The sequence below is a fragment of the Mesorhizobium sp. M0062 genome (assembly GCF_040323125.1).
Lineage (GTDB): Bacteria > Pseudomonadota > Alphaproteobacteria > Rhizobiales > Rhizobiaceae > Mesorhizobium.
On the sequence record NZ_JAMYUO010000001.1, the window covers coordinates 440,191 to 466,539 of the forward strand.

Here is a 26,349-nt window from a genome sequence, read left to right on the forward strand (position 1 = left end):
AGACGCAACAACTGCCATGTCGAGATGTCGGTTGAGTGATCGTGCAAAAGGCGCGACGCTCTGCGTCGGCGCGGCACGACAAGCGACATAATATAAGAAACGACAGGAGCGTCCAGGATGACGGAAACAGTTCAGGGCAAGCATATCGTGGTGACCGGTGGCACCGGGGCGCTGGGTGCCGCGGTCGTCGGCAAATTGCTGGCGGACGGCGCGATCTGCCATGTGCCCAATGCCCACGCGTCGGCCCCCACGCATTTCCCCTTCGCGGCCCATGATCGCGTCCGGCTGGCGCATAATGTCGATCTCGCCGATCCTGCCAAGGTCGATGCCTTCTATGACAGCGTTCCCGAATTGTGGGCCTCCATCCATCTGGCCGGCGGCTTTGCCATGGCCCCCGTCGAGAAAATCGAATCCGCATCCTTTGCCGAAATGATGGACACCAACGCCCGCACCGCCTTTCTGTGCTGCCGCGCGGCGGTGCGCTCCATGCTTGGCTCGGCCACTGCAGGCCGCATCGTCAATGTCACGGCGCGTGCTGGGCTCGACCCGCGCCGAGGCGCCGGCATGGTCGCCTATACCGCCAGCAAAGCGGCGGTGGCGGCGATGACCGTGGCGATGGCGGAAGAGCTGAAGCACAAAGGCATACTGGTCAACGCGGTGGCGCCCTCGACGCTCGATACGCCAGCCAACCGCGCCGACATGCCGGACGCCGATTTCGGCAGATGGGTCAGCCTCGAAGCCGCCGCCGAGGCAATCGCCTATCTGGCATCACCGGCCAATCTGGCAATGAGCGGAACGCTGGCGCCGCTCTACGGCCGCGCCTGAAGTTCCGCCGCGCAGAGCGGCTCATTTGGTTTGGCTTCCGATGGCGGCCTTTGCCGACCTCGCCTGATCTACAGCGGAGGTTGGCCATTCAATCATGGCGACCCGCCGACGCCTCCACGGCATTAGAAGGGCTGCGACTACGTCAGGTTCGAGACCCCCGCTTCCACGACCTCGACTGCGTCGCCGATGGCGATCGTGCCGGCGTTGTTGGGAATGGCATTCTGGCCGAAAATGATGCCGCCCTTGGCGGAGCGGTGGAGTTTGCCAAGCGTCTGCAACGGCTCGCGCGGGTCCGGCTGCTCGCCGCTCAACGGATCGCGGGTGGTGATGACGCAGCGCGAGCAGGGCTTTGCGATCCGCAACTCCACCGTGCCGATGCGGATCGTCTTCCAGCTGTCTTCAGACCATGCGCCTTCTGCGTCGACGACGATGTTTGGCCGGAACCGCGCCATCTCGATGGGCCTGGCAAGATGGCTGTTCAGATGGTTCAGCGAGCCTGTCGTTGCGATCAGCAGCGGAAAACCGTCGGCAAAGCCGACGAAATCGCCGGGCTGGCCGAATTCCGCATCGACCGGCCGGTTTTGCGGATCGTCGAAATAGACGAGATCGACGGGCCGGCCAAGAATAGCCGAGAGATAGGCGCCGGCGGCCGGATCGCCCGGCCGCGCGGCAGCCATATCCTTCCAGATCTTGACTTGCCGGAGCGCGGTGCCGGGAGCCGCAGCCTCGACGAAGTGCGAGCCATGCCTGTCATGTTTCAACAGGATGCCCGTTTCGCGATGCTCGACGTCGATCGTCGTCATATCAGGTATCTGGCGAATGGTGAGGAACTGCCCATCCTTGTCGACGACCATCCAGCGGCGGTCGCCTTCCATGCCCATTGTCTCGATGTCGGCGCTCGGCACGGCATGGCCGCGCAGGCTCTTGACCGGATAGCGATAGAGTTCGACGACCTTCATCCCGCATGCTTCTCTGTTGCCCGAAGGGCCTTCCGTGTTTACGTCTGCAACGACGGCCGAGCCTACAACCGCGCGTGCGGAATTGAAGGGGTTGCACGGTCTTAGTCTTGTGCCAATCGCGCAGCCGAGCATGAAAAACCCGCGAGCCTTGCGGCCCGCGGGTTTTCTTGTTCAGGCTGCGCGCGAGGCGCAGCCGAGGCCTAGCTTGCGCGAAGCGGCTTACGCGCTGCGCGCGAAGCGGCTTAGCTGCCCTGCTTCTTCAGCGCGGCGCCAAGGATGTCGCCCAGCGAAGCGCCGGAGTCGGTAGAGCCGTACTGTGCGACGGCTTCCTTCTCTTCGGCGATTTCCAGCGCCTTGATCGAGACCTGCAGCTTGCGGGTCTTCTTGTCGAAGGCGATGACGCGGGCGTCCAGCTTCTGGCCGACCGAGAAGCGCTCGGGGCGCTGCTCGTCACGGTCACGGCTGAGGTCGTTGCGCTTGATGAAGGTCTCGATGCCGCTGTCGACCAGCCGCACTTCCAGACCGCCATCCTTGATGCCGGTGACTTCGCAGGTGACGACAGCGTTCTTGCGCAGTTCGCCTGAAGTCGCGGCTTCGCCGACCGTGTCCTTGGCCAGCTGCTTGATGCCGAGCGAGATGCGCTCCTTGTCGATGTCGACGTCGAGCACCTGCGCCTTGACCATGTCGCCGCGATTGTACTCTTCGATGACCTGCTCGCCCGGACGGGTCCAGTCGAGGTCGGAAAGGTGCACCATGCCGTCCACGTCGCCTTCGAGGCCGATGAACAGGCCGAACTCGGTCTTGTTCTTGACCTCGCCCTCGACCTGGCTGCCGACCGGATGGCTCGCGGCAAAAGCCTGCCACGGGTTTTCCAGCGTCTGCTTGAGGCCGAGCGAGATGCGGCGCTTGGCCGGATCGACCTCGAGCACCACAACGTCGACTTCCTGCGTCGTCGACAGGATCTTGCCGGGGTGCACGTTCTTCTTGGTCCACGACATTTCCGAAACGTGGATGAGGCCTTCGATGCCCGGCTCCAGCTCGACGAACGCGCCGTAGTCGGTGATGTTGGTGACGGTACCCTTGATCTTCTTGCCGATCGGGAACTTGGTGCCGATCTCGGACCACGGATCGCTCTCGAGCTGCTTCATGCCGAGCGAGATGCGGTGGGTTTCCTGGTTGATGCGGATGATCTGCACCTTGACCGTCTGACCGATGTTGAGGATTTCGGTCGGATGGTTGACGCGGCGCCACGCCATGTCGGTGACATGCAGCAGGCCATCGATGCCGCCGAGGTCGACGAACGCACCGTAATCGGTGATGTTCTTGACGACGCCTTCGACAACCTGGCCCTCTTCGAGGTTCTGCACGATTTCCGAACGCTGTTCGGCGCGGCTTTCCTCGAGCACGGTGCGGCGCGACACAACGATGTTGCCGCGGCGGCGATCCATCTTGAGGATCTCGAAGGGCTGCGGGTTGTGCATCAGCGGGGAGACATCGCGGATCGGGCGGATATCGACCTGGCTGCGCGGCAGAAAGGCCACGGCGCCGTCGAGGTCGACAGTGAAGCCGCCCTTGACCTGGTTGAAGATGACGCCTTCGACGCGCTCACCTTTGGTGAACTTCTCTTCGAGCTTGACCCAGCTCTCTTCGCGGCGGGCTTTGTCGCGCGACAGGACGGCTTCGCCCAGCGCGTTTTCGATGCGCTCGACCATGACCTCGACCGTGTCGCCGACCTTGAGCGTCGAGTCCTTGCCCTTGACGCCGAATTCCTTCAGCGGCACGCGGCCTTCGACCTTGAGGCCGACATCGATGATGGCCATGTCTTTTTCGATCGCCAGGATCGTGCCCTTGACGACCTGACCTTCGCCGGAGTGACCGGTGGTAAATGATTCTTCGAGCAGGCTCGCGAAATCGTCGCGAGTGGGATTTGCAGCTGACATATTTTCTCCTGGAGTGCCCCGCATCTGAAGCGGGACGGGCGCCGTGGGTTAGCGTTGCGTTGGCCTGCCGGCGTTCCGGGCTACAAAAGCCCTGGGCCGCCTAAGCGGCAATTCCGGCGCATGAAGAATGCTGGCAGGCTGGTTCGTGCCCGATATGGGTATTTTCTTCGCTTCCGGCAATCGGTGGAGCGGGAAAACCCTGGATCAGGCTTTGTCTCTCTTGGCCAGGGCGTCGTCGATGATCGCATTGGCCGCTAGAAACGCGGCCTCTATAGCCATTTCGGAGGTATCAAGCAAGTGCGCGTCCGCCGCCGGCTTCAGCGGCGAGTCGGCGCGGCCCATGTCGCGCTCGTCGCGGCGCACAATATCGGCAAGGATTTCGGCGAAATCGGCGGTGCCGCCGATGCTTTCGATCTCGGCCAGCCGGCGCTGCGCCCGCACTTCGGCGCTCGCCGTCACATAGAGTTTTATGTCGGCGTCAGGGCACACGACCGTGCCGATGTCGCGCCCGTCGAGCACCGCGCCTGGCGGTGTCCTGGCGAAATCGCGCTGCTTTTCGACCAGGATGCGCCGGACGGTAGGGTAAATCGCGACCTTCGAGGCCGCCTCGCCAACCGCATGCGCCGACAGCACCGCACGGTCGAGCTTTGCCAGATCGACCTGGCGTGCGGCGGTTTCGGCTGCCGAGACATTGTCGAGTGGCAGCGCGTGCCGGATCAACGCATAGGCGACGGCGCGGTAGGTGAGGCCGGTGTCGAGCAGGTTGAGGCGGTAGTGGTCGGCCAGACGTCGGGCCAGCGTGCCTTTGCCGGCGCCGGCGGGACCGTCGATGGCGATGGTGAAGGTCATTGGCGGGCCAACACGATCGAAAGGCTCGATGAAAAAGACAGACGCCGCGATCCTTCGCGCCCCCCTCTGTCCTGCCGGACATCTCCCCCTCCAGGGGGGAGATCAGAAGCTTCTGCGCCCCACTCTTTCCTGCAATTTCGAAAACTGGCGAAAGCCGCTGTGACGGCCGATCTCCCCCCTTGAGGGGGAGATGTCCGGCAGGACAGAGGGGGGCGCTGTCCCGCCGACATCTCTGCTTGCTTTGCGCTTGGCATCAACCTACCCGATCTCCGCACCGAGCCCCGTCATCAGACCCATGAACTCCGGGAAACTCGTCGCGATCATGGCGGCGTCGTCGATGGTTACCGGCTTTTCCGTTGCCAGCCCCATCACCAGGAAGCTCATGGCGATACGATGGTCGAGATGCGTCTGCACCGTCGTGTCCTGGCCATTGGGATGGCCGCCCAGCCCCTTGCCGCCGGGCTTTCCGCGCACCGCGAGCGAAGCTTCGCCTTCGGTGCAGTCGACGCCGTTGAGCTTCAGCCCATTGGCAACCGCTGCCAGTCGGTCGGATTCCTTCACCCGCAGCTCTTCCAGCCCCTGCATCAACGTCTCGCCCTCGGCGAAGCTCGCGGCAACCGCCAGCACCGGATATTCGTCGATCATCGACGGCGCCCGCTCGGGCGGCACGGTGACGCCATTGAGCTCGGAGTAGCGCACGCGCAGATCGGCAACATCCTCGCCGCCGGCATTGCGCGGGTTCAAGATGTCGATCTGGCCGCCCATTTCCTGCAACGTTAGAAGCAGGCCGGTGCGGGTGGGGTTCATCAGCACGTTCTCGATGACGATGTCCGAACCCGGCACGATCAGTGCCGCGACCAGCGGGAAGCCGGCCGAGGAGGGGTCGCCGGGCACGGCGATGGTCTGCCCCGTCAATTTGCCCTGGCCCTCGATGAAGATGTGGCGCACGCCGCGCTCGTCGGTCTCGACCGAGAGATTGGCGCCAAATCCCCTAAGCATCTTTTCGGTATGATCGCGCGTCATCACCGGTTCGATCACGGTGGTGATGCCGGGCGTGTTGAGGCCTGCCAGCAGCACGGCCGACTTCACCTGCGCCGAGGCCATCGGCACGCGGTAGGTAATGGGTGCGGCGTGTTTCGGCCCATGCAGCGTGATCGGCATGCGGTCGCCCGGCGTCGCCTTCAGCACCTGCACGCCCATCTGGCGCAAGGGTTCGAGCACGCGGCCCATCGGCCGTCCCGACAGCGATGCGTCGCCGATGAAGGTCGTTTCCATGTCGTAAGTGCCGACGAGGCCCATTGTGAGGCGGGAGCCGGTGCCGGCATTGCCGAAATCGAGCGGGCCTTCCGGCTGCAGCAGCGCGCCATTGCCGGTGCCGCGGATCACCCACTCGGCGCCGCGCTTCTCGATATGCGCGCCCATCGCCTTCATGGCGGCCGCCGTGCGCATCACATCCTCGCCTTCGAGCAGGCCGGTGACGCGGGTTTCGCCGGAGGCAAGGCCGCCGAACATCATGGAACGGTGCGAAATCGACTTGTCGCCCGGCACGCGAGCGGTGCCGGAAAGGGCGGATGATTTGCGGGCGGTGGCCGGCTTGGCAGCGGCGGCGTGAGACATGGAATTTCCCTGGACCGAATGCCGGCGCACCGGCGCTTTTCATTTGTTGCGGCGGTCTCGTATCACGGCGGGCACGAATGGTCATCCCCATGGTCGTCGCTTGGCGCGAGGCCTTTCAGTGCTTGGTTTTGTGACGCCGGCTTTTCGCTTTGACAGCGCGGTAAACTGTGGTTAAGGGGACCACTCTTTTACTGACGAGGCTTGACGTGGCAAAAAACGAACTTGGCACAAAGCGTGTCGACCCTGAAACGGGCCGAAAATTCTACGACCTGAACAAGGACCCTATCGTCTCGCCCTATACGGGCAAGACGTATCCGCGTTCCTATTTCGAGGACGGCAAGATCGCCGCCCTCGAAGAGGAAGAGGAAGTGGCCGAGAAGGAAGTGGACGCCGAGGAAGAAGAAGGCGTTGAAGTCGTCTCGCTTGAAGAGGCCGACGAAGACGTCAAGGCGGGCGACGAGCTTCCCGACCTGGGCGACGACGAGGACGATGTCGATCTAGGCGACGATGAGGACGATACTTTCCTTGCCGACGAAGAGGAAGAAGACGACGACGTCGCCGACATGATCGGCGTCGGCGACGACGACGACGAAGTCTAGGAACGCTTCGAACGCATGCATTTAGCGGCGTTCACGGGCTATGATGAAAAAGCGGGCCTCGAAGGCTTGATCTTCAGGGAAGGCGGGGTTAGAAGCCGCCTGCACTAAACGGCGCGGTCCTGAAACCCGCGCCGGACCTCTCGCCGGCAACGGCGACGGCTGACTGCCGGAGTGGGGCCATAGCTCAGTTGGGAGAGCGCTTGAATGGCATTCAAGAGGTCGTCGGTTCGATCCCGATTGGCTCCACCAAACAGTCTCTTTCCGACGCTCGGTTTCGCGGCATTCATGCTTGTCGCCTGCCAGTCGGCGCCTGAACCATCATCGCCGCCGCCAGCGCCCGCACCTCAGCCCATGGCCCCTGCCGCGATCTCTGCTCCTGATGGTGCGGCGGTCCTCGATCCATCCGTGCGGGTTATGCCGCCCGGCGAAGGCGTCCCGGCCAAATATGTCGCGTTTTCCGGCATATGGGGCGGACAGCTGGACGGGATGTATGACGGCAAGCTCGCCGTGCTGACGATTACGCGCGGCGGCAATGTCACCGCCACCTATGCCTGGGGCGATGTCGCCGACAACAAACCGGGCGTGGCCGACGGCGAAGGCAAGATTTTCGGCAACACGTTGAAACTGCGGCGCCTTCCCAATGGCGCGGACGTCAGCGCGGTCATTCAGGCGGACGGAACGCTGGCCGTCACCTATGGGCTTGCCGACCGAACCTATACGGGCACGTTCACCAAGCAATAATCGCGAGAGCTAATCTTCCGGGGGAGCCACGGCTGGCCCCTTCCCCGATCAGTGCAGGCCGAATTCGCGCAGCAGTTCTTCGCGATAGCGCACGAAGCGGCTCTCGCTGCGCTCGCGCGGGCGTGGCAGGTCGATGTCGATCAACCGCGCCGCGCCGCCTTTCTCCTTGGGCAGGATCAGCACCCGGTCGGCAAGATAGATCGCCTCCTCCAGATCGTGGGTGACCATCACCATGGTGACGTTCTCCTCGCTCCAGATGCGCGCCAGTTCCTCCTGCATGCCTATCTTGGTCATGGCGTCCAGCGCCCCCAGCGGCTCGTCGAGCAGAAGGATCTCGGGCTGCACGGTGAGCGCCCGGGCGATGCCGACGCGCTGCGCCATGCCGCCGGAAAGCTGGCTCGGAAAAGCATCGGCGAATTCAGCAAGGCCGACCAGTGCGACGTAGAAGCGGGCGCGTTCCTCGGCTTGTCTCTTGGGAACGCCACGCACTTCGAGGCCGAAGGCGACATTGCCGAGCACGCTGAGCCAGGGCAGCAGCCGCGGCTCCTGGAAAATCACGGCACGCTCGGCGCCGACGCCATGCACCGGCTGGCCGTCGATCGCGACACCGCCGCTGTCGGCCGCCTCCAGCCCGGCCAGAATACGCAGCAGCGTGGTCTTGCCGGAGCCGCTGGCGCCGACGATGACCAGGCATTCCCCCGAACGAATGTCGAGGTTGAGCGTCCGCAGCACGGCAAGCTGGCGCCCGCCGAGGCTGAAGGATTTGGACAGGTCGCGGATCGAGACCTCTCCGCCACGGTTGGAACCGGCCATCTTGTCTCTCAGCTATTTCAAAGCTCAGTTGATCTTGGTTTCGCCGGGCCGGTACAGGATGTCGGCGGCTTTCAGCTTGCCCTTGGCCAGACGGCCGTCGCGCTCCAGCACCGCGACCCAGAAGTCGATGTCGCGATCGGTCGCCTGCGCACCTTCGCGCAGACCAAAGCCGGTCCAGTAGCGGGCGAGATCGCCGTTTTCGCCGCGCTTGTCGAGGATAGTGGCCAGCACCTTGCGGGCTTCGTCCGGGTTCTGGCGCGACCAGTCCGAGGCGCGCGCCGACTGTTCGACGAAGTTGCGCGCCGCATCCGGGTTGGCGGCAATGAAGTCGCGCCTGAGTACGACGAAGCCGCCGGCGAGTTCGCCGAGCACCTGGGTGTCGTCGAACACGCCGCGCACGCCGCCGTTGGCGACCAGCGCGCCGGCAAAGGTCGCCTGCCAGTAGCCGAGGCCGGCAATGTCGACCTGGCGCGAGCGCAGCGTCTGCTCAAGCTGCGGGCCGGGCACGACAATGAGGTTGGCGGCGGTCGGCGGCAGGCCGACGCTGTGCAGGGCCTCACGCACCGTATAGTCGAGATGAGCGCCGAGCGTGTTGACCGAGATGGTCTTGCCGGCAATGTCGGCGATCGATTTGATCGGGCTGTCTTCCAGCACGTAGAAGACGCTCTTCACATCCTTGTTGATGCCGTTGCTCGGATACGCCGCGACGAAGTCGTTGCCGCCGGAGATCGAGTTGATCACCGCCGCGGTGGCGGCCGAGCCGATGTCGACGCTGCCGGAAGACAGCGCAAACAGCGATTCCGGTCCGCCCGAGGAATAGCCGACATTCTCCAGCTCGACGCCGAGCCCTTTGAAGTAGCCAAGCTCGTCGGCCAGCTCGTGCGGGGAGATGCTGCCACGGCTGGCGAGGTAGCGGAACTTGACGGCTGCGGCTTGCGCAAAGGCCATGCGCGGCAGGCCGGCGGCGATGAGGCCGGCGGCAAGCGGCGCGCCGGCAAGCAGCGAACGGCGGGTGATTTTCATGATCGGGTCCTTCCTGGAGGTAAACGGTGAGGGGCGGACTGCTCAGTTGACAGGATTGCTCCAGCGACAGAGCCGCCGCTGCAGGGTGACCAATGCCTGGTTGGCGATCAGGCCAAGCCCGGCGAGGATGACGATTGCCGCAAACATCAGCGGGATCTGGAAATTGTACTGCGCGTTCATCACCTGGAAGCCGATGCCCTTGTTGGCACCGATCATCTCGGACGCGATCAGCAGCAGCAGCGCCGTGGTGGCGCTCAGCCGCAAGCCGACGAAGATCGACGGCACGGCGCCCGGCAGTACGACGCGGCGAAACACGGTGAGCCGGCTCGCGCCATAGACCTGCGCCATTTCAAGCAGCTTGGGATCGACTTCCTTGACGCCGCTGGTGGTATTGAGCAGCAGCGGAAACAGCGTCGCCCAGAAGATGACGAAGATCTTCGAGGTCTCGCCAAGTCCCAAGAGCAGGATGAACACCGGATAGAGCGCCAGCGCCGACGTCTGCCGGAACACCTGCAGGATCGGATCGAGCGCGGTTTCGACCGGGCGCACCTGGCCCATGAACAGGCCGAGCGGAATGGCGACGGCGACGGCTGCGGCAAAGGCGATGCCGGCGCGCTGCAGGCTGATGGCGATGTCGCCGAGCAGGCTGCCGCCGGCAAGCCCCTTCCAGAGCGCTTCGACGATCATGTCGATCGGCGGCAGCACCGCCGCGTTGACCCATCCGACGCTGCTCGCCACCTGCCAGAGCGCCAGGAAGCCGGCAAGCACGCCGTAGCGCTTCAGGAAGCGAACAGCAGCCCGGCCGCCGAGGCGCAGAAAGTCGGTGCCGAGCCCGGTTTCGCCACCACCGCGGCGAACCGTGATTTGCCGATCGATGTGCTGCAACGTCATTGCTTCACCCCTCCGATGCCAAGGTCATTCGGCGGCAAGGACGGTCGAGCGGGCGACGGTCCATGGATTTTCCGGGCGCCTGAGGCCAAGATTCTCGCGCAGCGTGCGGCCTTCGTAAGCCGTGCGGAACAGGCCGCGCCGCTGCAGCTCGGGAATGACCAGGTCGACGAAATCGTCGAGCGCGCCGGGCAGCCAGGGCGGCAGGATGTTGAAGCCGTCGGCCGCGTCGCTGGTGAACCATTCCTCCAGCTGATCGGCGACCTGCCTGACGCTGCCGACGATGGTGTAGTGGCCGCGCGCCGTCGCTACCCATTGGTAAAGCTGGCGGATGCTGAAATTGTGCTCGTCGGCAATCTGCCGGATCAGCGCCTGGCGGCTCTTCATGCCTTCGGTTTCCTTGCTCGGCGGCAACGGGCCGTCGAGCGGATAGCCCCTGATGTCGAGCGTCTGGCCGGCAAGACCGTTGAGGAGCGCAACACCGTCCTCGGGCAGGATAAGGTCGTTGAGCTGTTGGTATTTGGCGCGGGCCTCGTCCTCGGTGCGGCCGACGAAGGGCGCGACGCCCGGCATGATCAGCACTTGGTCGGGATCGCGGCCGACTTCAGCCACGCGCGCCTTGATGTCGCGGTAGAATTCCTGCGCCGTCTCGAGCTTCTGATGGGCCGTGAAGATGACCTCGGCCGAGTGCGCGGCAAGCCCACGGCCGTCTTCCGACTGCCCCGCTTGTACGACAACCGGATGTCCTTGCACCGGGCGCGGCACGTTGAGCGGACCCTTGACGCTGAAATGCTCGCCCTTGTGGTCGATGTCGTGCAATCTGTCCTTGTCGTAGAAACGGCCCGACTGCTTGTCGCGGATGAAGGCGTCATCCTCCCAGCTGTCCCACAGCGCCTTGACCGTCTCGACATGCTCATGCGCCCTGGCATAGCGCTCGGCATGGCTGGGCTGGACGTCGCGGTTGAAATTGCGTGCCGTTTCGTCGCCGGCCGAGGTCACCACGTTCCAGCCGGCGCGGCCGTTCGACAACAGGTCGAGCGAAGCGAATTTGCGCGCCAGCGTGTAAGGCTCCTCATAAGTGGTGGACGCCGTTGCGATGAAGCCGAGATGCGTCGTCAGCGGCGCCAGCGCCGCAAACAGCGTCACCGGCTCGAAACCGGCGATCTTGGCATTGCCGCCCTCGCGGGCGCCGAGGCCGACGGTCAGGTTGTCGGCCAGGAAATAGGCGTCGAACAGGCCGCGCTCGGCGGTCAGCGCCAGTTGCTTGTGGAACTCGAAATTGGTGGCGCCGTCGGCCGGCGCATCGGGATGACGCCAGGCGGCAATATGCTGTCCGCCGCCGGGCAGGAAGGCGCCGAGCTTGATCTGCCGCGGTTTGCTATCGGACTTGCTGGCTCGAGTCATTTGCAGGCGTCCTTCTGGTCTATGCGGGATGGAATATTGCGTCGCGGATCGTTGGTTTTCAGGCGGCAAGGACGACGCTGTAGGGCACGCCGGCCACCCGGCATGCCTCAGCGACCGCCTGCCGGGCTCGCGCCTTGACTGCCTCTGACACCAGCACGCCATCTGCAAAGTCCTTGTCCGAGGCGTAGATCGCGGTCGGCAGGGTCTGCGCCTCGAAGAAGCCGAACAACGGCCGCAACTGGTGTTCGACGACAAGCGAATGACGCTCGCCGCCGCCTGTTGCCGCCAGGATGATCGGCTTGCCGCGCAGCGACGACGGGTCGAGCAGGTCGAAGAAGTGCTTGAACAGCCCGGTGTAGCTGCCCTTGAAGGTCGGGGAGCCGACCACCAGCACGTCGGCGCCGAGCAGCTGCTCGATAATACCGCGCGCCGCCGGATCGAGATCGCCAAGCTGTCTTGCAGGCGCAAAGGACGGGCCGAGATCCTCGATGTCGAAAACGCTCAAAGCCGAGCCGGCCCGGCTCGCCACCTCACCGGCGATGTGGCTGACGAATGCCTTCGTCTTGGACGGACGGGTCAGGTTGCCGGACCACCCCACCACCAGCTTTTTTGACATCCGAGGCTCCTTCTCGCAAACGCACTATCCGCATTAAGCCTACCGATTTTGTAGAATTAAATGAGCGAGAAGATTTCAAAACCGGGCTCTGAAGCGAATGGAGTTTGCGGTACATCGCCTTTGGTTGGTTCATTTGGCCCCAAAAGCGCCGCGGCAGATGCTGACGCGGTCGCGAAAGGCATCGCCGGGGACCATGGCCTTGGTCCTTTGCGCACTGATGGGTATCGTCGCGAAACCGTCAAGGGCCGGCGGCATTGACACTGCGTTGTGTGAGTGTCGATTGAACCCGATCGCGTGGGCGATGAAGTAGGCAACTGCAATCAAAGAACAGGATGCGCGCATGAAAAAGATCGGCTTTCTTTCCTTCGGCCATTGGTCGCCCTCGTCGCAATCGCAGACGCGCTCGGCGTCCGACGCGCTGCTGCAGTCGATCGACCTGGCCGTCGCCGCCGAGGAGCTGGGCGCGGACGGCGCCTATTTCCGCGTCCATCATTTTGCCCGCCAGCTCGCTTCGCCGTTTCCGCTTCTGGCCGCGGTCGGCGCCCGCACCAGCCGCATCGAGATCGGCACCGCCGTCATCGACATGCGCTATGAGAATCCGCTGTATATGGCCGAGGATGCGGGTGCTGCCGACCTGATCGCCGGTGGCCGGCTGCAGCTTGGCATCAGCCGCGGTTCGCCGGAGCAGGTGATCGACGGCTGGCGCTACTTCGGCTACGTGCCGCAGGACGGCAAAAGCGATGCCGACATGGCGCGCAACCATGCCGAGGTGTTTCTGGACGTGCTGCGCGGCGAAGGTTTCGCGCAACCCAATCCGCGGCCGATGTTCCCCAATCCTCCGGGAATGCTGCGGCTCGAGCCGTTCTCGGCCGGCCTACGCGACCGGATCTGGTGGGGCGCCGCTACCAACGCCACCGCCGAATGGGCGGGCAAGCTCGGCATGAACCTGCAAAGTTCGACGCTGAAGTTCGATGAGGGCGGCCAGCCGCTCCACATCCAGCAGGCCGAACAGATCCGCGCTTATCGTGCGGCGTGGAAGGAAGCCGGCCATACACGCGAGCCGCGCGTGTCGGTCAGCCGCAGCATCTTTGCGCTGGTGAACGACCGCGACCGCGCTTATTTCGGCGGCGGCAGCAGCGAAGATCATTTCGGCTATATCGAGCCTGAGAAGCTTGCCGTCTTCGGCCGCTCCTATGCCGCCGAGCCCGATGTGCTGGTCAAGCAGCTGAAAGAGGATGAAGCGATCGCCGAGGCCGACACGCTGCTTCTGACCGTCCCCAACCAGCTCGGCGTCGAGTACAACGCCCACGTCATCGAGGCGATCCTGAAGCACGTCGCGCCAGCTCTCGGCTGGCGCTGACAAGAGGCGCCAGCCGCCGGGCAAACAAAGAGATAGACCGTTTCGCCGGCAAACGGTGAAACGCTCTAAGGGAAGAGGCGGCTAGGCATCCGCCTTGAAGGTCTGCTTCTGCTGGCCGAGCCCCTCGATGCCCAGTTCCACCACATCGCCAGCCTTCAAGAACACCGGCGGCTTCATGCCCAGCCCAACGCCGGGTGGCGTGCCGGTGGAGATGATGTCGCCGGGGTGGAGCGACATGAACTGGCTGAGATAGGAAACGAGATAGGCGACGCCGTAGACCATGGTCCTGGTCGAGCCGTTCTGCATCGTCTTGCCGTTGACCGTCAGCCACATTTTGAGGTTCTGCGGATCGGCAACCTCGTCCTTGGTGACAAGCCACGGCCCGGTCGGACCAAACGTGTCGCAGCTCTTGCCCTTGGTCCACTGGCCCTGGCGCTCGGCCTGGAAGGCGCGCTCGGACACGTCATGGGCAACGGCATAGCCGGCGACATAATCCAGCGCATCGGCCTCGCTGACATATTTGGCTTTTCTGCCGATGACCACGGCGAGTTCAACCTCCCAGTCGGTCTTTTCCGAGCCGCGCGGGATCAGCACATCATCGTCGGGGCCGACAATGGCCGAGCTCGCCTTCATGAAGATGATCGGCTCCGGCGGCACGGTGGCGCCGGTTTCGGCGGCATGGTCGGAATAATTCAGGCCGATGCAGATGAACTTGCCCGTGCCGGCGACGCAGGCGCCGAGGCGCGGCTTGCCGGAAACCACCGGCAGCGACTTCGGATCGAGCTTCGACAATGTCTCGAGCGATGCCGGATCGAGCGCCTTGCCGGCAATGTCGGCGACATGACCCGAAAGATCGCGGATCGTTCCATCCGCATCGAGCAGGCCGGGGCGTTCGCTCCCTATCTCGCCATAGCGCAGCAGTTTCATCTTGCTCTCCAAATTGCGGCCCAAGGCCGTTTTCAACTCACTCTGCCAAAGCGACGAGGACTGGCCGACTCTGGCTAACGGATCCGACCTGGGGCAAGCCGGACTTTAGGACTGGTCGACCCGGAACCTTCGTATCGAGACTATGCTCAGATCGACCAGCCGCCGTCGATATTATAGGCCTGCCCCGAGGTGTAAGTGGCGCCGGCGAGGTAGACGGCAAGGTCGGCGATTTCCTCGGGCGTGCCGAGACGGCCCATCGGCTGGCGGGCAATGAAGGCTGCGCGGGCCGCCTCGTAATCGCCCTGCGCATGCATGCGGTCCTGCAGCGACGGGCTCTCGACAGTGCCGGGGCAGATGGCGTTGCAGCGAATGCCCTTGGCGACATAGTCCGCGGCAACCGCCTTGGTGAGACCGATCACGGCCGCCTTGGAGACGCCATAGGCGAAGCGGTTGGGCACGCCCTTGCCGGCGCCGGCGACGGACGACATGTTGATGATCGAGCCATCGCCGCGCTCCAGCATGCCGGGCAGTACCGCCCGAATGGTGCGGATCATGGCGCGGACATTGAGGTTGAAGGCGAAGTCGAGATCGGCATCCTTCATCTCGAGGATGGACCCGGAATGGACGAAGCCGGCGCAGTTGAACAGCACGTCGACGCGGCCGATTTCGGCGAAGCCGGATGCCACCGCATCGTCGTTGAGAACGTCGAGCTTGCGGGTCTTGATGCCGGAGGTCTTGGCGAGTTCGGCCAGCAGCGCCTCGTTGATGTCGGTGGCGTGCACGATGGCACCTGCCTTGGCGAAGGCCAGAGCGCTCGCTCTGCCGATGCCTTGCGCCGCCGCCGTGACGACAACGACCTTGCCTGCCAGATCCGCCATGCGTTTCTCCTCGCCCTCTTTGGCCACTTCCCGGCCCGATTTAATGCGGGCTGACCAGGGCGTCCTGTGCCAGACAGGCGCGACTATGCGGCCTGCACAATCCATCAGTCCAAAATAACAAATGTTTTTTCTGGTTAAAGAACACACGTCCGGGCGTCAAGCCCGAACGCGATCACCTTCGCGACGGCTGATGTAATGCACATCGCTTGCTCTGATGCAACAACATGTATGACAACCGGGCAACGAGTCACGTTGCCATGGTTCGCTCAAGCACAGCGCATTTCAGGCGGCATTAGTCGCCGTATGGCACCCAGACGTTCTTCACTTCGACGGCGCGGCGCAGCAGGGCATCGCCGGCGGCCTCGTCGGACGCCCAGTCGAGGCTGCGGCCGTTGCCGGTCCAGACGCGCTTGAGATTGCCGACGGAATCGGCCTCCGCCTTGGCGCAAGTGTCGGCATCGGCAAACAGCCAGAGCCCGTCGACATCGTCATGCTTGGCCAGCACGCCGGAAAGTTCGGCGCTGCGGCCGGTGACGATGTTGATGGCGCCTGCCGGAACGTCGGAATATTCGATCACCTGGTAGAGATCGGTGGCGAGCAGCGGGTATTTTTCCGACGGCACGGCCACCACGGTGTTGCCCATGGCAAGCGCAGGTGCGATCAGGGAGATCAAGCCGAGCAGCGGCGCGCTGTCCTGGGCGACGATGCCGAGGACGCCGACCGGCTCGTGCAAAGCGAGCGTGACGGCGCGGGCCGGTGGCTGATGCACCCTGCCCTCATACTTGTCGGCAAGGCCGGCATAGAGGAACAGGCGCTCGATCGATTGTTCCACTTCCTCCCGCGCGGCCTTGGCGTTGGCGCCGGTCAGTTCGGTCAAGCGTGCGGTAAATTCGCCGGTACGGCCGGACAGATTTTCGGCGAGGTAGTAGAGCACCTGGGAACGATTGTAGGCGGTCGCCTCCGGCCACGCCTTGCAGGCGCGGGCGGCGGCAACGGCGTCGCGGATGTCCTTGCGGCTGCCGAGACCGACTTCGCCGGCCAGCTTGCCCCTGGCAGTGGCGACAGAAAGCGAATAATTGCCATCGGGCCGCACCTGCTTGCCGCCGATGAACAGTTTGGCCGTACGATCGATGGCGCCGCCATCCGATTGCTCGACCGGCTGCGCCGAAGAGGTCGCCGGCTTGATCACGGGACCAAGCGGCAGTTTCACCGACAGATATTCGAACATGCCCTCGCGGCCGCCTTCACGGCCAAAACCGCTTTCGCGGTAGCCGCCGAAGCCGCAGGCTGCGTCGAACATGTTGGTACCGTTGACCCAGACGACGCCGGCCTTCAGCTGCGGCGCGACATGCAGCGCGAGGTTGATGTTTTCGCTCCACACCGAGGCGGCCAGCCCATAGCGCGTGTTGTTGGCAAGCTCGATCGCTTCCTCGGTGTTGCGGAAGGTCATGGTGGCCAGAACCGGACCGAACACCTCTTCCTGCGCCAATATATTTGCCGGCGAAACACCGGTGGCGAGCGTCGGCAGGTGGTAGTAGCCGGAAGACGGCAGCACCGCGTCGGGCTGCCAGCAGACGGCGCCCTGTCTGGCGCCTTCGGCGACCAGACCCTTGACGCGGTCCAGTTGCGTCAAGTCGACCAGCGGTCCGATATCGGTGTTCTTGTCGAGCGGGCTGCCGACGCGAAGCCGGCTCATCCTGACCTTGACCTTTGCGATCAACGCGTCGGCAATGCCTTCCTGCACCAGAAGCCGCGAGCCTGCGCAGCAGACCTGGCCCTGGTTGAACCAGATGCCGTCGACCAGTCCTTCGACGGCGCTGTCGAGATCGGCGTCCTCGAAGACGATGAAGGCCGATTTGCCGCCAAGCTCCAATGACAGCTTCTTGCCCGATCCAGCCGTGGCTTTCCTGATGATCTTGCCGACCTCCGAAGAGCCGGTGAAGGCGATCTTCTGGATGCCGGGATGGTTGACGATGGCGACGCCCGCTTCCGGCCCGCCCTGGACGATGTTGACGACGCCCTTGGGCACGCCGGCACGCTCGCAGATCTCGGCAAACAGGATGGCGGTGAGCGGCGTGAACTCGGCCGGCTTCAGCACCACCGTGCAGCCGGCGGCGAGCGCCGGCGCAATCTTCCAGGCCAGCATCAGCAGCGGGAAATTCCATGGGATGATCTGGCCGACGACGCCGACACCCTTGTGGCCTGGGAAATCCTTGTCCAGCGCCTGTGCCCAGCCGGTATGATGGATGAAATGGCGGATGGCCAGCGGCACGTCGATGTCGCGGCTTTCGCGGATCGGCTTGCCGTTGTCGATTGACTCAAGCACTGCGAACAGGCGCTGATGACGCTGCATCGCGCGGCCAATGGCGTAAAGCACTTTTGCGCGCTGGTAGCCCGAGGATGCCGACCATTTCGGTAAGGCCCTGGTGGCTGCGGCGACGGCTGCGTCGATATCGGCGGCGCCGGCATCGGAGATCTTGGCCAGCAGCTTGCCGGATGAGGGTTCGCTGGTCTCGAAGGTCTTGCCGCCGCCTGCTGCCTTCCAGCCGCCGTCGATGAACAGCGCCTTGCCGAAATCGCGTCCGGCAAGCCAGGCATCGGCCTCGGTGCGGGCTTCCGGCGCCGGGCCGTATTCCATGGCGTGATAGCGTTCGAGAATGTTCATGACGCGCTCCAGATAATCGTCTTGGCAGGCGCTCTGTGGCGCCCCCCTCTGTCCTGCCGGACATCTCCCCCACAAGGAGGGAGATTAGCCTTCGCGCCTGTCGGCTCTGAAACGTCGACAATTGGCGAAATCGCCGACGTTAGCCAATCTCTCCCCAATCGGGGGAGATGTCCGGCAGGACAGAGGGAGGCGCGAAGGAACTCGACGTTCAAGGCCTTCTCCGCCTCACGCCATCGCGTGGCGGTGATTGGCCGAATAATGCCCGGTCAGATGGTGCTCGAGCTGGCGCTCGATGTCGGTGAGCAGGCTCGAGGCGCCGAAGCGGAACAGGTCTGGCTCCAGCCATGGCCGGCCGAGCTCCTCCTTCATCAGCACCAGCCAGTCGAGCGAAGCCTTGGCTGTAGAGATGCCGCCGGCCGGCTTGAAGCCGATGAGAAAGCCGGTCTCCTCGAAATAGGCTCGGATGGCGCGCACCATGGCGAGGCCGACGGGCAGCGTGGCGTTGACGCTTTCCTTGCCGGTCGAGGTCTTGATGAAATCGGCGCCCGCCATCATCGCCACCATCGAGGCCAGCATGACATTTCGCAGCGTGGCGAGGTCGCCGGTGCCGAGGATAACCTTGAGATGCGCATCACTGCAGGCTTCGCGCATCGAGACGATCTCGTTGTAGAGCTCCTGCCATTTGGCGCCGAAGACCAAGCCGCGCGGGATGACGACATCGATCTCGTCGGCGCCGTCGCGCACCGAAGCCTCGATCTCCTGCAGGCGGGTCGACAGCGGCGCAAGGCCGTGCGGGAAAGCGGTGGAGACGGCGGCGACATGGATGCCGGTGCCGCGCACGGCATCAACAGCCGTCGCGACGAAGGGATGATAGACGCAGACCGCCGCCGGCCGGATTTTCTCGCCCTCGATGCCAAGCCCCTCGACGATGTCGCGACGGAACGGGTTGATCGCCTTGGCGCATAGGCGGCGCACCCGCTCTTCGGTGTCGTTGGAATTCAGAGTCGTCAAATCCATGCAGGAGACCGCGCGCAGCAGCCAGGCGGCCTGGTTGTCAGCCTTGATCGAGCGCCGCTTTGTGAGGCTGGCGACCCTGCGTTCCAGCGCTGAGCGGTTGACCGAGCGCACCGATTCCATGAAGCCGAGATCGAGCCGCATGCCGGTGTTGCGGGCAATACCGTGGCTTTGCGGCACGGGCGTGTTGGCGGCCGCACGTGCCGGCAGCGGCGTGACCTTGGACGCGCCGAGATCGGCTTCGCGGATTGTGCTGCTCATCTCCTGCCCTTTCGCTCGACGATTTTACGTCGTGGTGCGTGTCGTTGCTCCCGGACTTGGGCGACACACACCGAAGATAGCCCGTGAATCGATGCTTCACGAGTCCTTCAAGGGCTCATAACGGAAAAAGGCGGCAAAAGCAGCTGAATTTTGACCACATGGTCAAAACGTCAATTCAAGACGTGGCGCCGAGGCGCCGGCTGATGTCAGCCGACGAAAGCGCGCTCGACGACGAAGGTCGAGGGATGGCTGAGCGAGCCCTCATGGAAGCCGAGGCTTTCGGCCATTTCCTTGACGTCCTTCAGCATATGCATCGAGCCGCAGATCATGATGCGGTCCGTCTCCGGATTGAGCTTCTCGATGCCGAGGTCGGCGTAGAACTTGCCCGAGCCGATCAGCGCCGTGATGCGGCCCATGCGCGCCGATTCTTCGCGGGTCGTCGAATTGTAGAGGGTGACGCGGCCGCCGGTCAGTTCGCCGATCAGGGGATCGTTCTCGAGCGCGGCCACCAGTTCCTGGCCATAGGTCAGTTCGGCATTGTCGCGGCAGGTGTGGGTCAGGATGACCTGATCGAATTTTTCGTAGGTATCGGGGTCGCGCAGAAGGCTGGCGAAGGGCGCAATGCCGGTGCCGGTCGAGATCATGAACAGGCGCTTTGCCGGGGTCAGCGCGTCGACAACCAGCGTGCCGGTCGACTTCTGGCGCATGATGACGGTGTCGCCGACCTGGATCTTCTGCAGTTCGGAGGTCAGCGGACCATCCGGCACCTTGATCGAGAAGAATTCCAGCTCCTCGTCCCAGGCCGGGCTGGCGACCGAATAGGCGCGGTACACCGGCTTTTCGGCATTGGGCAGACCGATCATGACGAACTCGCCGGAGCGGAAGCGCAACGACTGCGGGCGGGTGATGCGGAACGAGAACAGGCGGTCGGTGTAATGCTTCACCGAGACGACGGTTTCGGCATAGACATTGGCCGGAATCGGGAACTGCAGCGGACGGGCGCCGGCGGTGTTGAGTGCGGATGTGGTGTTCATCGATCCAACTCTGTCTTGCCCAAGCCACTACGCGGGCGCCAAACCGTTTCCTGCGCGCCCAGACCCTTCAGGTCCCGGCGTGCCGTTCACACACTCCAAAGCAGTGAGCTCTTGTGTCCCAAATTTATTAGTATACAAACGATATTTGTGTCAAGATACCACGCTAAAACAGCTTTCCAAACTGCGGCATATTCGTAGTTCCGCCATTTCGGATTTCGACAATGAAAGAGAATTTTTCGGTGCAACAACCGGATTCCCTGGGTCACGTCGTTGCCGGCATCGATGTCGGCGGAACCTTCACCGACCTCATTTTGATCGACGGCAAAGATGGCGGAAAGGTGCATATCGCCAAGACGCCCACCACCGTCGACAACCAGGCTTTCGGCGTGGTTTCAGCGCTCGGCGCCACCGGCTTTGCCATAGACGGCATCGACCTCATCGTGCATGGCACGACCACCACCACCAATGCGGTTCTGGAACGCCGGCTGGCGAAAACCGGCATGATCACCACGCGCGGTTTTCGCGACGTGATCGAGCTTGGACGGCGCACACGGCCGCAGCCCTATGGCATGACCGGCACCTTCGTTCCGATCATCCCGCGCGATCTCCGGCTCGAAGTCTCGGAGCGCGTCGAAGCATCCGGCGCGGTGCGCACCCCGCTCGATGAGACCGAGATGCGCGACGCCGTGAAGACGCTGATCGTGGCCGGCTGCGAGTCCCTGGTCATCCATTTCCTGCATTCCTACGCCAACCCTTCGCATGAGCGGCGCGCGGCCGAAATCGCCGCCGAGCTTTGGCCGAACGGCTACATCACGACTGGCCATGCGCTGCTGTCGGAAGCCCGCGAATTCGAGCGCGGCGTGACCGCCGCGGTCAACGCCTCGGTGCAGCCGATCCTCGAGCGTTATGTCGAGCGGCTGCGCAAGGAATTGGCCGCCAAAGGTTACGCCCGCGACTTCCTGATCATGAACGGCAATGGCGGCATGATCTCGGCCCGTTTCGTCACCAGGGAATCGGCCAAGACCGTGATGTCCGGACCAGCCTCGGGTGTCATCGCCGCCGCCTATACGGGCAAGCGCGCCGGCTTTGAAAACCTCGTCACCTACGACATGGGCGGCACCTCGACCGATGTGGCGCTGATCCGCAATGCGGAGCCCGCCGTCTCGAACGAGATCGAGATCGAATATGCGATGCCGATCCACGTGCCGATGGTGGCGGTGCATACGGTCGGTGCCGGCGGCGGCTCCATCGCCCGGGTCGATGCGGCCGGGCTGATCCAGATCGGCCCGGAAAGTGCCGGCGCCAATCCCGGCCCGATCTGCTACGGTCGTGGTGGACCCGAGCCGACCATCACCGACGCCAATCTGGTGCTGGGCCGGCTGGCGCCGAAGAAGCTGCTGGCGGTCGAAAATCCGGTCACCGTCGAGCGGGTCACCGGGATCTTCGAAGACAGAATAGGCAAGGCCGCCGGCCTCTCCGGCGTCGAAGCGGCGGGCGCGGTGCTGCGCCTCGGCAACATGAAGATGGCCGGCGCCATCCGCATGGTCTCGGTGTCGCGCGGCCATGATCCGCGCGATTTCGCGCTGTTCGCCTTCGGTGGCGCCGGGCCGCTGCATGCCTCCGCCCTGGCGCGCGAACTCGGCCTGCCCCGTGTGCTGGTGCCGGCGCGTCCGGGCATCACCAATGCGCTCGGCTGCGTCGTGGCCGATCTGCGTCACGACTTCGTCAACACCATCAACCAGCCGGTCGCCGTGCTCGATGAAGCCCGGCTTCGCGAGGTGCTGGAACGTCACCGCGGGGAAGGCGAGGAACTGATCGGCAAGGAAGCGGTGAAGCCGGAAACGATCCGCGTTACGCACTCTGCCGACATGCAGTTTGTCGGCCAGACCCACATCATCAACGTGCCGTTGCCGTCTTCATCGGTGACAAGGCAGGAGTTGCAGGCGCTGTTCGAAAAAGCCTATTTTGCCCGCTTCAAGGTCGAGTTGCCGGAGATCCGCGCCAATCTGGTCAACCTCAACACGTCGGTGACGGGCGTGCGGCCGGCAATCGACCTGTCACGGCTGATCGACCCGGCCGGACGTACAAAGACGCTAGACGAGGCGCTGCGCGAAACAAGGCCTGTCTGGTACGCAGGACGCTGGCACGATACGCCGATATACGCACGCGAAAAGCTGCCGCCCGATGCCGTCATCGAAGGGCCGGCGATCCTCGAACAGATGGATGCGACCACCGTGCTCGAACCCGGCGACCGCGCAAGATCGGACGCCGACGGCAACATCATCATCGACATTGGCGAGGCCTGAGATGCAAAAGCTCGACGCCATCACGCTTTCGGTCCTGCAGGCAGCCTTGCAGCAGGTCTGCGACGAGATGGATCTCACTTTCTCCCGCGCGGCCTTCTCGCCTGTCATCGCCGAAGCCAATGACCGCTCCGACGGCATCTACTCGGCCGTCGACGGTTCGTTGATCGCACAAGGCAGCCAGGGCCTGCCGGTGTTCGTCGGCGTCATGCAGTATTCGACCAGGACGGTGATCGAGATGATCGCCAACGGCCGTTGCCTGTCGCCGGAACCCGGCGACATCTACGTCGTCAACGATCCCTATCTCGGCGGCACGCATCTGATGGACGTGCGCTTCGCCATGCCGGTCTACCGCGACGGCAAGATATTTTGCTGGCTATCGAATACCGGCCACTGGCCCGATATCGGTGGCTCGGTGCCGGGCGGCTTCTCCGCTTCCGCGACCGCCGTCGAGCAGGAAGGCCTGCGGCTGCCGCCGGTCAAGCTGTTCAAGAAGGGCGTGCTGGACACGGAAATCTACGCCATCATCTGCTCCAACATCCGCGTCGCCGACCAGCGCATCGGCGATATAAGAGCGCAGGCCGCCGCATTGCTGATCGGCCAGGACAGGCTCAATGGAATCCTCGATCGTTACGGGGACGAAACCGTCGTCGGGGCGATCGCCGAACTGCGTCGCCGCGCCGCCGAGCAGATGCGCGCCAACATCTCCGCCATTCCCGACGGCACCTACAGCTCGAAGGCCTTTGTCGACTCGGACGGCGTGGTCAACGAGCCGCTGACCATCGCGCTCGCGGTGGAGAAGAAGGGCGATACGCTGACCTTCGATTTCACAGGTTCGTCAAAACCCTGTGCCGGGCCGATGAACAGCGTGCTGGCGACGACATTGTCGTCGGTCTATCTCGCCATGCGCCATATTTTCCCTGATGTGCCGATCAGCGCCGGCGCTTTCGAGCCGCTGATCGTCAAGCGGCCGGAAGGCACGTTCCTCGACGCCAAATACCCGCGTCCCGTCTCCGGCTGTGCGGCTGAAGTCTCGCAGCGCATCGCCGAGGCGGTGTTCGCGGCGATGGTGCAGGCGCTGCCGGAAAAGGTGACGGCCGCGCCCGCCGGCTCCAGCGGCAATTTCGCGCTGGGCGGCAACGATCCGGCGCGCGGCCGCGACTATGTGATGTATCAGATCTCCGGCGGCGGCTATGGCGGCAATTCCGGCCATGACGGCCTGACCAATGGCTGCTCGACCATCGGCATTTCGAAATCGCCGCCGGTCGAGATCATGGAGCAGGCCTTTCCGGTTCTCTACCGCCACTATGCCTTGCGCGAAGGCTCGGGCGGCGCCGGCAAGCAGCGCGGCGGCTTCGGCCTCGCCTATGAGGTCGAGATATTGCGAGGAGAGGCGCGCGCGTCCTTCGTCATGGACCATGGCCGTTTCGGCCCGCAAGGCGCGCTCGGCGGCAAGGACGGCGCGGTGAACACGGTGACCGTGTTCCGCGACGGCGAGGCACATGTGCCGCCGCATCTGTCCAAGGAACAGGACATCGCGCTCAAGGCCGGCGACCGCGTGAGGGTCGGCACGCCCGGGGGCGGCGGCTATGGTGATCCGCGTGAGCGCGACCCGAAACTGGTCGCCGAAGACATCAGGCTTGGTTACTACACCGTTGAACAAGCCAAAGAGCTGTTCGGAACCTGACAGCCGACAGGCCCGAGCCGCGTCAGGTCTGCAGCTTGGCCTTCAGCGCATCGGCGAATTTTTGCGCGATCTTCTTGAAGCCGGCGGGATCGGGATGCAGTTCGTTGGCCCAGTCGGCCACCTTCAACGTTCCCTGCGTGTTGACCAGATGGAAATTGTTGTTGGGATCGTCGGCCAGGCGCTTCACCACATCGCGGAACGCCGCCAGCGCGTCGTGAACGATGACCGTGCCCTTGGCGACCGTCCAGTTGCAGAAATCGAGCGACGGTTTCAGCCACGGGCCGACACAGGACGGATGCGCTCCGTTCGGGATCGGGAAATCATAGCAATGGCCAAAGATCGGCACGCCTGGCGCGACGCGGTCGCGCAGCGCGAACAAATCGAGATAGCAGGCCTCGACCATGCCGAGCGCCTTGGTGAAGCGGTTCTTGTTCAGCCCGGGGGCGTGGCCGTCATTGAAGTCGAGGAAGATGCAGAACTGGTCGCCGGCAATGTCGTTGCCACCGGCAGAGAACAGGATGGCATCGGGCTTGCCGTCCAGCCAGTTGGCCTTGTTGCGCAGGGCGGCGATCATGCGCTGCTGCTTGGGCAGCGACATCTCGTCGGTCGCCGCATCGCCATGATGGGCAAGGTTGAGGATGGTCGGCGGCATCGAGCCGATGCGGCGCAGCTGCGCGATCACGTCGGTGTCGACGAACGGAAAGCCGTTGCCGGTGAGCGGATAGTCGAACCAGGAATCGCCCTGCGCCAGCATCACCAGCGGCCGGTTGGCGACGGCCGCCTCGAGATTGCCGGCACTTTCCCTTGCGGTTTCGAGCCGCTCGATGTTGGCCTGGTGAACCCTGATGCGCTTGGCGATGTCGTCGTCTATGCGCCGCTGCGCGGCTTCCTGCACGAATTCCTGCTGGTCCATCCCCAGGTCCCTCCCACGACCGTCTACTTCCAGCTGAGCATGCGCCCATGTCCATGATCGGTCTGTAATTTAGATCACAGTAAGATTCCTGGGGAAGGACGGCTTGCCGCGCCGTGATCGCCGCAGAGCATGTCGCTTCCGTCTCCGTGGCAACAGTAAAAGCCCATAAACTTCGCCTATCAACGGGGAACCAGAACATGCATCTTTTCGGTCGTTTCGTGCTTGCCGCTTCCGCCGCCCTGCTGCTTGGGACCGGTGCTGCCTCCGCCGAGAAACTCAGGATCGGCACCGAGGGCGCCTATCCGCCTTTCAACTATGCCAATTCGGACGGCACGCTGGGCGGCTTCGACATCGACCTCGGCAAGGCGCTGTGTGCCGAGATGAAGGCCGAGTGCGAATTCTCCGTACAGGATTTCGATGGTTCCATTCCGGCGCTGCAGGCCGGCAAGTTCGACGCCATCATCAACATCACCATCACGCCGGAACGGGCCGAGAAGGTCGAGTTCACCCACAAATATTACCAGACGCCGCCGGCCATCGCCGTGCCGAAGGATTCGACCATCGCCGGCACATCGCCGGACGATCTGAAGGGCAAGGTGCTGGGCGTGCAGAGCGCAACCATCCACCAGAATTTCGCCGAGCAGAAATACTCCGGCTCGACCGTGAAAGCCTATCCGACGGGCGACGACGCCCGCACCGACATGGCCAATGGCCGGCTCGACGCGATGATGGACGGCTCGATCATCCTGACCGAATGGCTGAAGAAGCCCGATGGCGCCTGCTGCAAATTGCTCGGCACGCTGACCGCCGATCCGGCCATTCACGGCCCCGGCGTCGGCATCGCCCTGCAAAAGGGCAACAAGGAACTGGCCGACAAGTTCAATGCCGCAATCGAGGCGCTGCGCGCCAACGGCAAGTACAAGGAAATCAACGACAAGTACTTCGCCTTCGACGTCTACGGGGGTTAATCCCTCAGCCAACCCGACCTCGGCAGCGCCACCCGGCGCTGCCGTTTTCATGAGATGACGGAGAA

22 protein-coding genes and 1 tRNA gene are annotated in these 26,349 nt (G+C 63.9%); 8 read left to right on the forward strand and 15 right to left on the reverse strand.

Going from position 1 to position 26,349, the window contains the following annotated elements; genetic code table 11:
- The first annotated feature begins 117 nt into the window (after positions 1–117).
- Entirely contained in the window at positions 118–825 is a 708-nt protein-coding gene (locus tag NKJ64_RS02005) for an SDR family NAD(P)-dependent oxidoreductase (protein ID WP_023739672.1), read from the forward strand.
- A gap of 137 nt (positions 826–962) precedes the next feature.
- Here the strand turns inward: NKJ64_RS02005 and NKJ64_RS02010 are convergent, their stop codons facing one another.
- The 4 genes from NKJ64_RS02010 to aroA all read right to left on the reverse strand — a co-directional run bounded on the left by NKJ64_RS02010 (position 963) and on the right by aroA (position 6,190).
- Positions 963–1,784: an MOSC domain-containing protein gene (locus NKJ64_RS02010; RefSeq protein WP_352461881.1), complete on the reverse strand. Its 822-nt coding sequence runs from the start codon at positions 1,782–1,784 to the stop codon at positions 963–965.
- A 242-nt stretch (positions 1,785–2,026) separates the two neighbouring features.
- Positions 2,027–3,724, reverse strand: a complete 1,698-nt coding sequence (gene rpsA / locus NKJ64_RS02015; RefSeq protein ID WP_023671316.1) for a 30S ribosomal protein S1 — start codon at positions 3,722–3,724, stop codon at positions 2,027–2,029.
- A 204-nt stretch (positions 3,725–3,928) separates the two neighbouring features.
- Complete coding sequence (cmk, locus tag NKJ64_RS02020; RefSeq protein ID WP_023826651.1) at positions 3,929–4,573, reverse strand: (d)CMP kinase; 645 nt, start codon at positions 4,571–4,573, stop codon at positions 3,929–3,931.
- 258 nt (positions 4,574–4,831) lie between these two features.
- Positions 4,832–6,190: a 3-phosphoshikimate 1-carboxyvinyltransferase gene (gene aroA / locus NKJ64_RS02025; protein WP_023829348.1), complete on the reverse strand. Its 1,359-nt coding sequence runs from the start codon at positions 6,188–6,190 to the stop codon at positions 4,832–4,834.
- A 206-nt stretch (positions 6,191–6,396) separates the two neighbouring features.
- Here aroA and NKJ64_RS02030 point away from each other — a divergent pair, with 206 nt between their 5' ends.
- The 3 genes from NKJ64_RS02030 (at position 6,397) to NKJ64_RS02040 (ending at position 7,530) form a co-directional block, all read left to right on the forward strand.
- Positions 6,397–6,789 (forward strand): TIGR02300 family protein, encoded by a 393-nt coding sequence (locus tag NKJ64_RS02030; protein WP_023683538.1) that lies wholly within the window; start codon positions 6,397–6,399, stop codon positions 6,787–6,789.
- A 173-nt stretch (positions 6,790–6,962) separates the two neighbouring features.
- A tRNA-Ala gene (locus tag NKJ64_RS02035) sits at positions 6,963–7,038 on the forward strand.
- Positions 7,039–7,140: 102 nt separating this feature from the next.
- A complete protein-coding gene (locus tag NKJ64_RS02040; RefSeq protein ID WP_023683541.1) occupies positions 7,141–7,530 on the forward strand; it encodes a hypothetical protein in 390 nt (129 codons plus the stop codon).
- A gap of 48 nt (positions 7,531–7,578) precedes the next feature.
- On the opposite strand, the gene NKJ64_RS02045 is transcribed toward NKJ64_RS02040, so the two are convergent.
- Genes NKJ64_RS02045 through msuE form a run of 5 tightly spaced genes read right to left on the reverse strand, consistent with a single transcriptional unit; the run spans position 7,579 to position 12,274 of the window.
- Positions 7,579–8,343: an ABC transporter ATP-binding protein gene (locus NKJ64_RS02045; RefSeq protein WP_023671311.1), complete on the reverse strand. Its 765-nt coding sequence runs from the start codon at positions 8,341–8,343 to the stop codon at positions 7,579–7,581.
- Positions 8,344–8,367: 24 nt separating this feature from the next.
- On the reverse strand, positions 8,368–9,366 hold the full coding sequence (locus NKJ64_RS02050; protein ID WP_023732650.1) for an ABC transporter substrate-binding protein: 999 nt from the start codon (positions 9,364–9,366) through the stop codon (positions 8,368–8,370).
- Between the two features lie 42 nt (positions 9,367–9,408).
- A complete protein-coding gene (locus NKJ64_RS02055; RefSeq protein WP_023703675.1) occupies positions 9,409–10,257 on the reverse strand; it encodes an ABC transporter permease in 849 nt (282 codons plus the stop codon).
- Positions 10,258–10,281: 24 nt separating this feature from the next.
- The gene (locus tag NKJ64_RS02060; RefSeq protein WP_023746531.1) at positions 10,282–11,658 is read right to left on the reverse strand and encodes an LLM class flavin-dependent oxidoreductase; all 1,377 of its coding nucleotides are present in this window, start codon (positions 11,656–11,658) and stop codon (positions 10,282–10,284) included.
- A 58-nt stretch (positions 11,659–11,716) separates the two neighbouring features.
- Positions 11,717–12,274, reverse strand: a complete 558-nt coding sequence (gene msuE / locus NKJ64_RS02065; RefSeq protein WP_023671307.1) for an FMN reductase — start codon at positions 12,272–12,274, stop codon at positions 11,717–11,719.
- Positions 12,275–12,614: 340 nt separating this feature from the next.
- Here msuE and NKJ64_RS02070 point away from each other — a divergent pair, with 340 nt between their 5' ends.
- On the forward strand, positions 12,615–13,634 hold the full coding sequence (locus NKJ64_RS02070) for an LLM class flavin-dependent oxidoreductase (protein WP_023683546.1): 1,020 nt from the start codon (positions 12,615–12,617) through the stop codon (positions 13,632–13,634).
- Between the two features lie 81 nt (positions 13,635–13,715).
- Here NKJ64_RS02070 and NKJ64_RS02075 read toward each other — a convergent pair whose 3' ends face one another.
- From NKJ64_RS02075 to NKJ64_RS02095, 5 genes are all read right to left on the reverse strand, one after another.
- Positions 13,716–14,561 (reverse strand): fumarylacetoacetate hydrolase family protein, encoded by an 846-nt coding sequence (locus NKJ64_RS02075; protein WP_352461883.1) that lies wholly within the window; start codon positions 14,559–14,561, stop codon positions 13,716–13,718.
- Positions 14,562–14,707: 146 nt separating this feature from the next.
- Positions 14,708–15,439 (reverse strand): SDR family oxidoreductase, encoded by a 732-nt coding sequence (locus NKJ64_RS02080; RefSeq protein ID WP_023695912.1) that lies wholly within the window; start codon positions 15,437–15,439, stop codon positions 14,708–14,710.
- A 292-nt stretch (positions 15,440–15,731) separates the two neighbouring features.
- Positions 15,732–18,104: an aldehyde dehydrogenase family protein gene (locus NKJ64_RS02085; RefSeq protein ID WP_352461884.1), complete on the reverse strand. Its 2,373-nt coding sequence runs from the start codon at positions 18,102–18,104 to the stop codon at positions 15,732–15,734.
- A 225-nt stretch (positions 18,105–18,329) separates the two neighbouring features.
- On the reverse strand, positions 18,330–19,379 hold the full coding sequence (gene deoC, locus NKJ64_RS02090; RefSeq protein WP_023683550.1) for a deoxyribose-phosphate aldolase: 1,050 nt from the start codon (positions 19,377–19,379) through the stop codon (positions 18,330–18,332).
- Positions 19,380–19,585: 206 nt separating this feature from the next.
- Complete coding sequence (locus NKJ64_RS02095) at positions 19,586–20,413, reverse strand: ferredoxin--NADP reductase (RefSeq protein WP_023683551.1); 828 nt, start codon at positions 20,411–20,413, stop codon at positions 19,586–19,588.
- Between the two features lie 221 nt (positions 20,414–20,634).
- Here NKJ64_RS02095 and NKJ64_RS02100 point away from each other — a divergent pair, with 221 nt between their 5' ends.
- Complete coding sequence (locus NKJ64_RS02100) at positions 20,635–22,719, forward strand: hydantoinase/oxoprolinase family protein (protein WP_352461885.1); 2,085 nt, start codon at positions 20,635–20,637, stop codon at positions 22,717–22,719.
- 1 nt (position 22,720) lies between these two features.
- Entirely contained in the window at positions 22,721–24,403 is a 1,683-nt protein-coding gene (locus NKJ64_RS02105) for a hydantoinase B/oxoprolinase family protein (RefSeq protein ID WP_352461886.1), read from the forward strand.
- A gap of 22 nt (positions 24,404–24,425) precedes the next feature.
- On the opposite strand, the gene NKJ64_RS02110 is transcribed toward NKJ64_RS02105, so the two are convergent.
- Positions 24,426–25,316 (reverse strand): SGNH/GDSL hydrolase family protein, encoded by an 891-nt coding sequence (locus NKJ64_RS02110; RefSeq protein WP_352461887.1) that lies wholly within the window; start codon positions 25,314–25,316, stop codon positions 24,426–24,428.
- 197 nt (positions 25,317–25,513) lie between these two features.
- On the opposite strand from NKJ64_RS02110, the gene NKJ64_RS02115 reads away from it, so the two are divergent.
- Complete coding sequence (locus tag NKJ64_RS02115) at positions 25,514–26,284, forward strand: ABC transporter substrate-binding protein (protein WP_352461888.1); 771 nt, start codon at positions 25,514–25,516, stop codon at positions 26,282–26,284.
- Positions 26,285–26,349 lie beyond the last annotated feature (65 nt).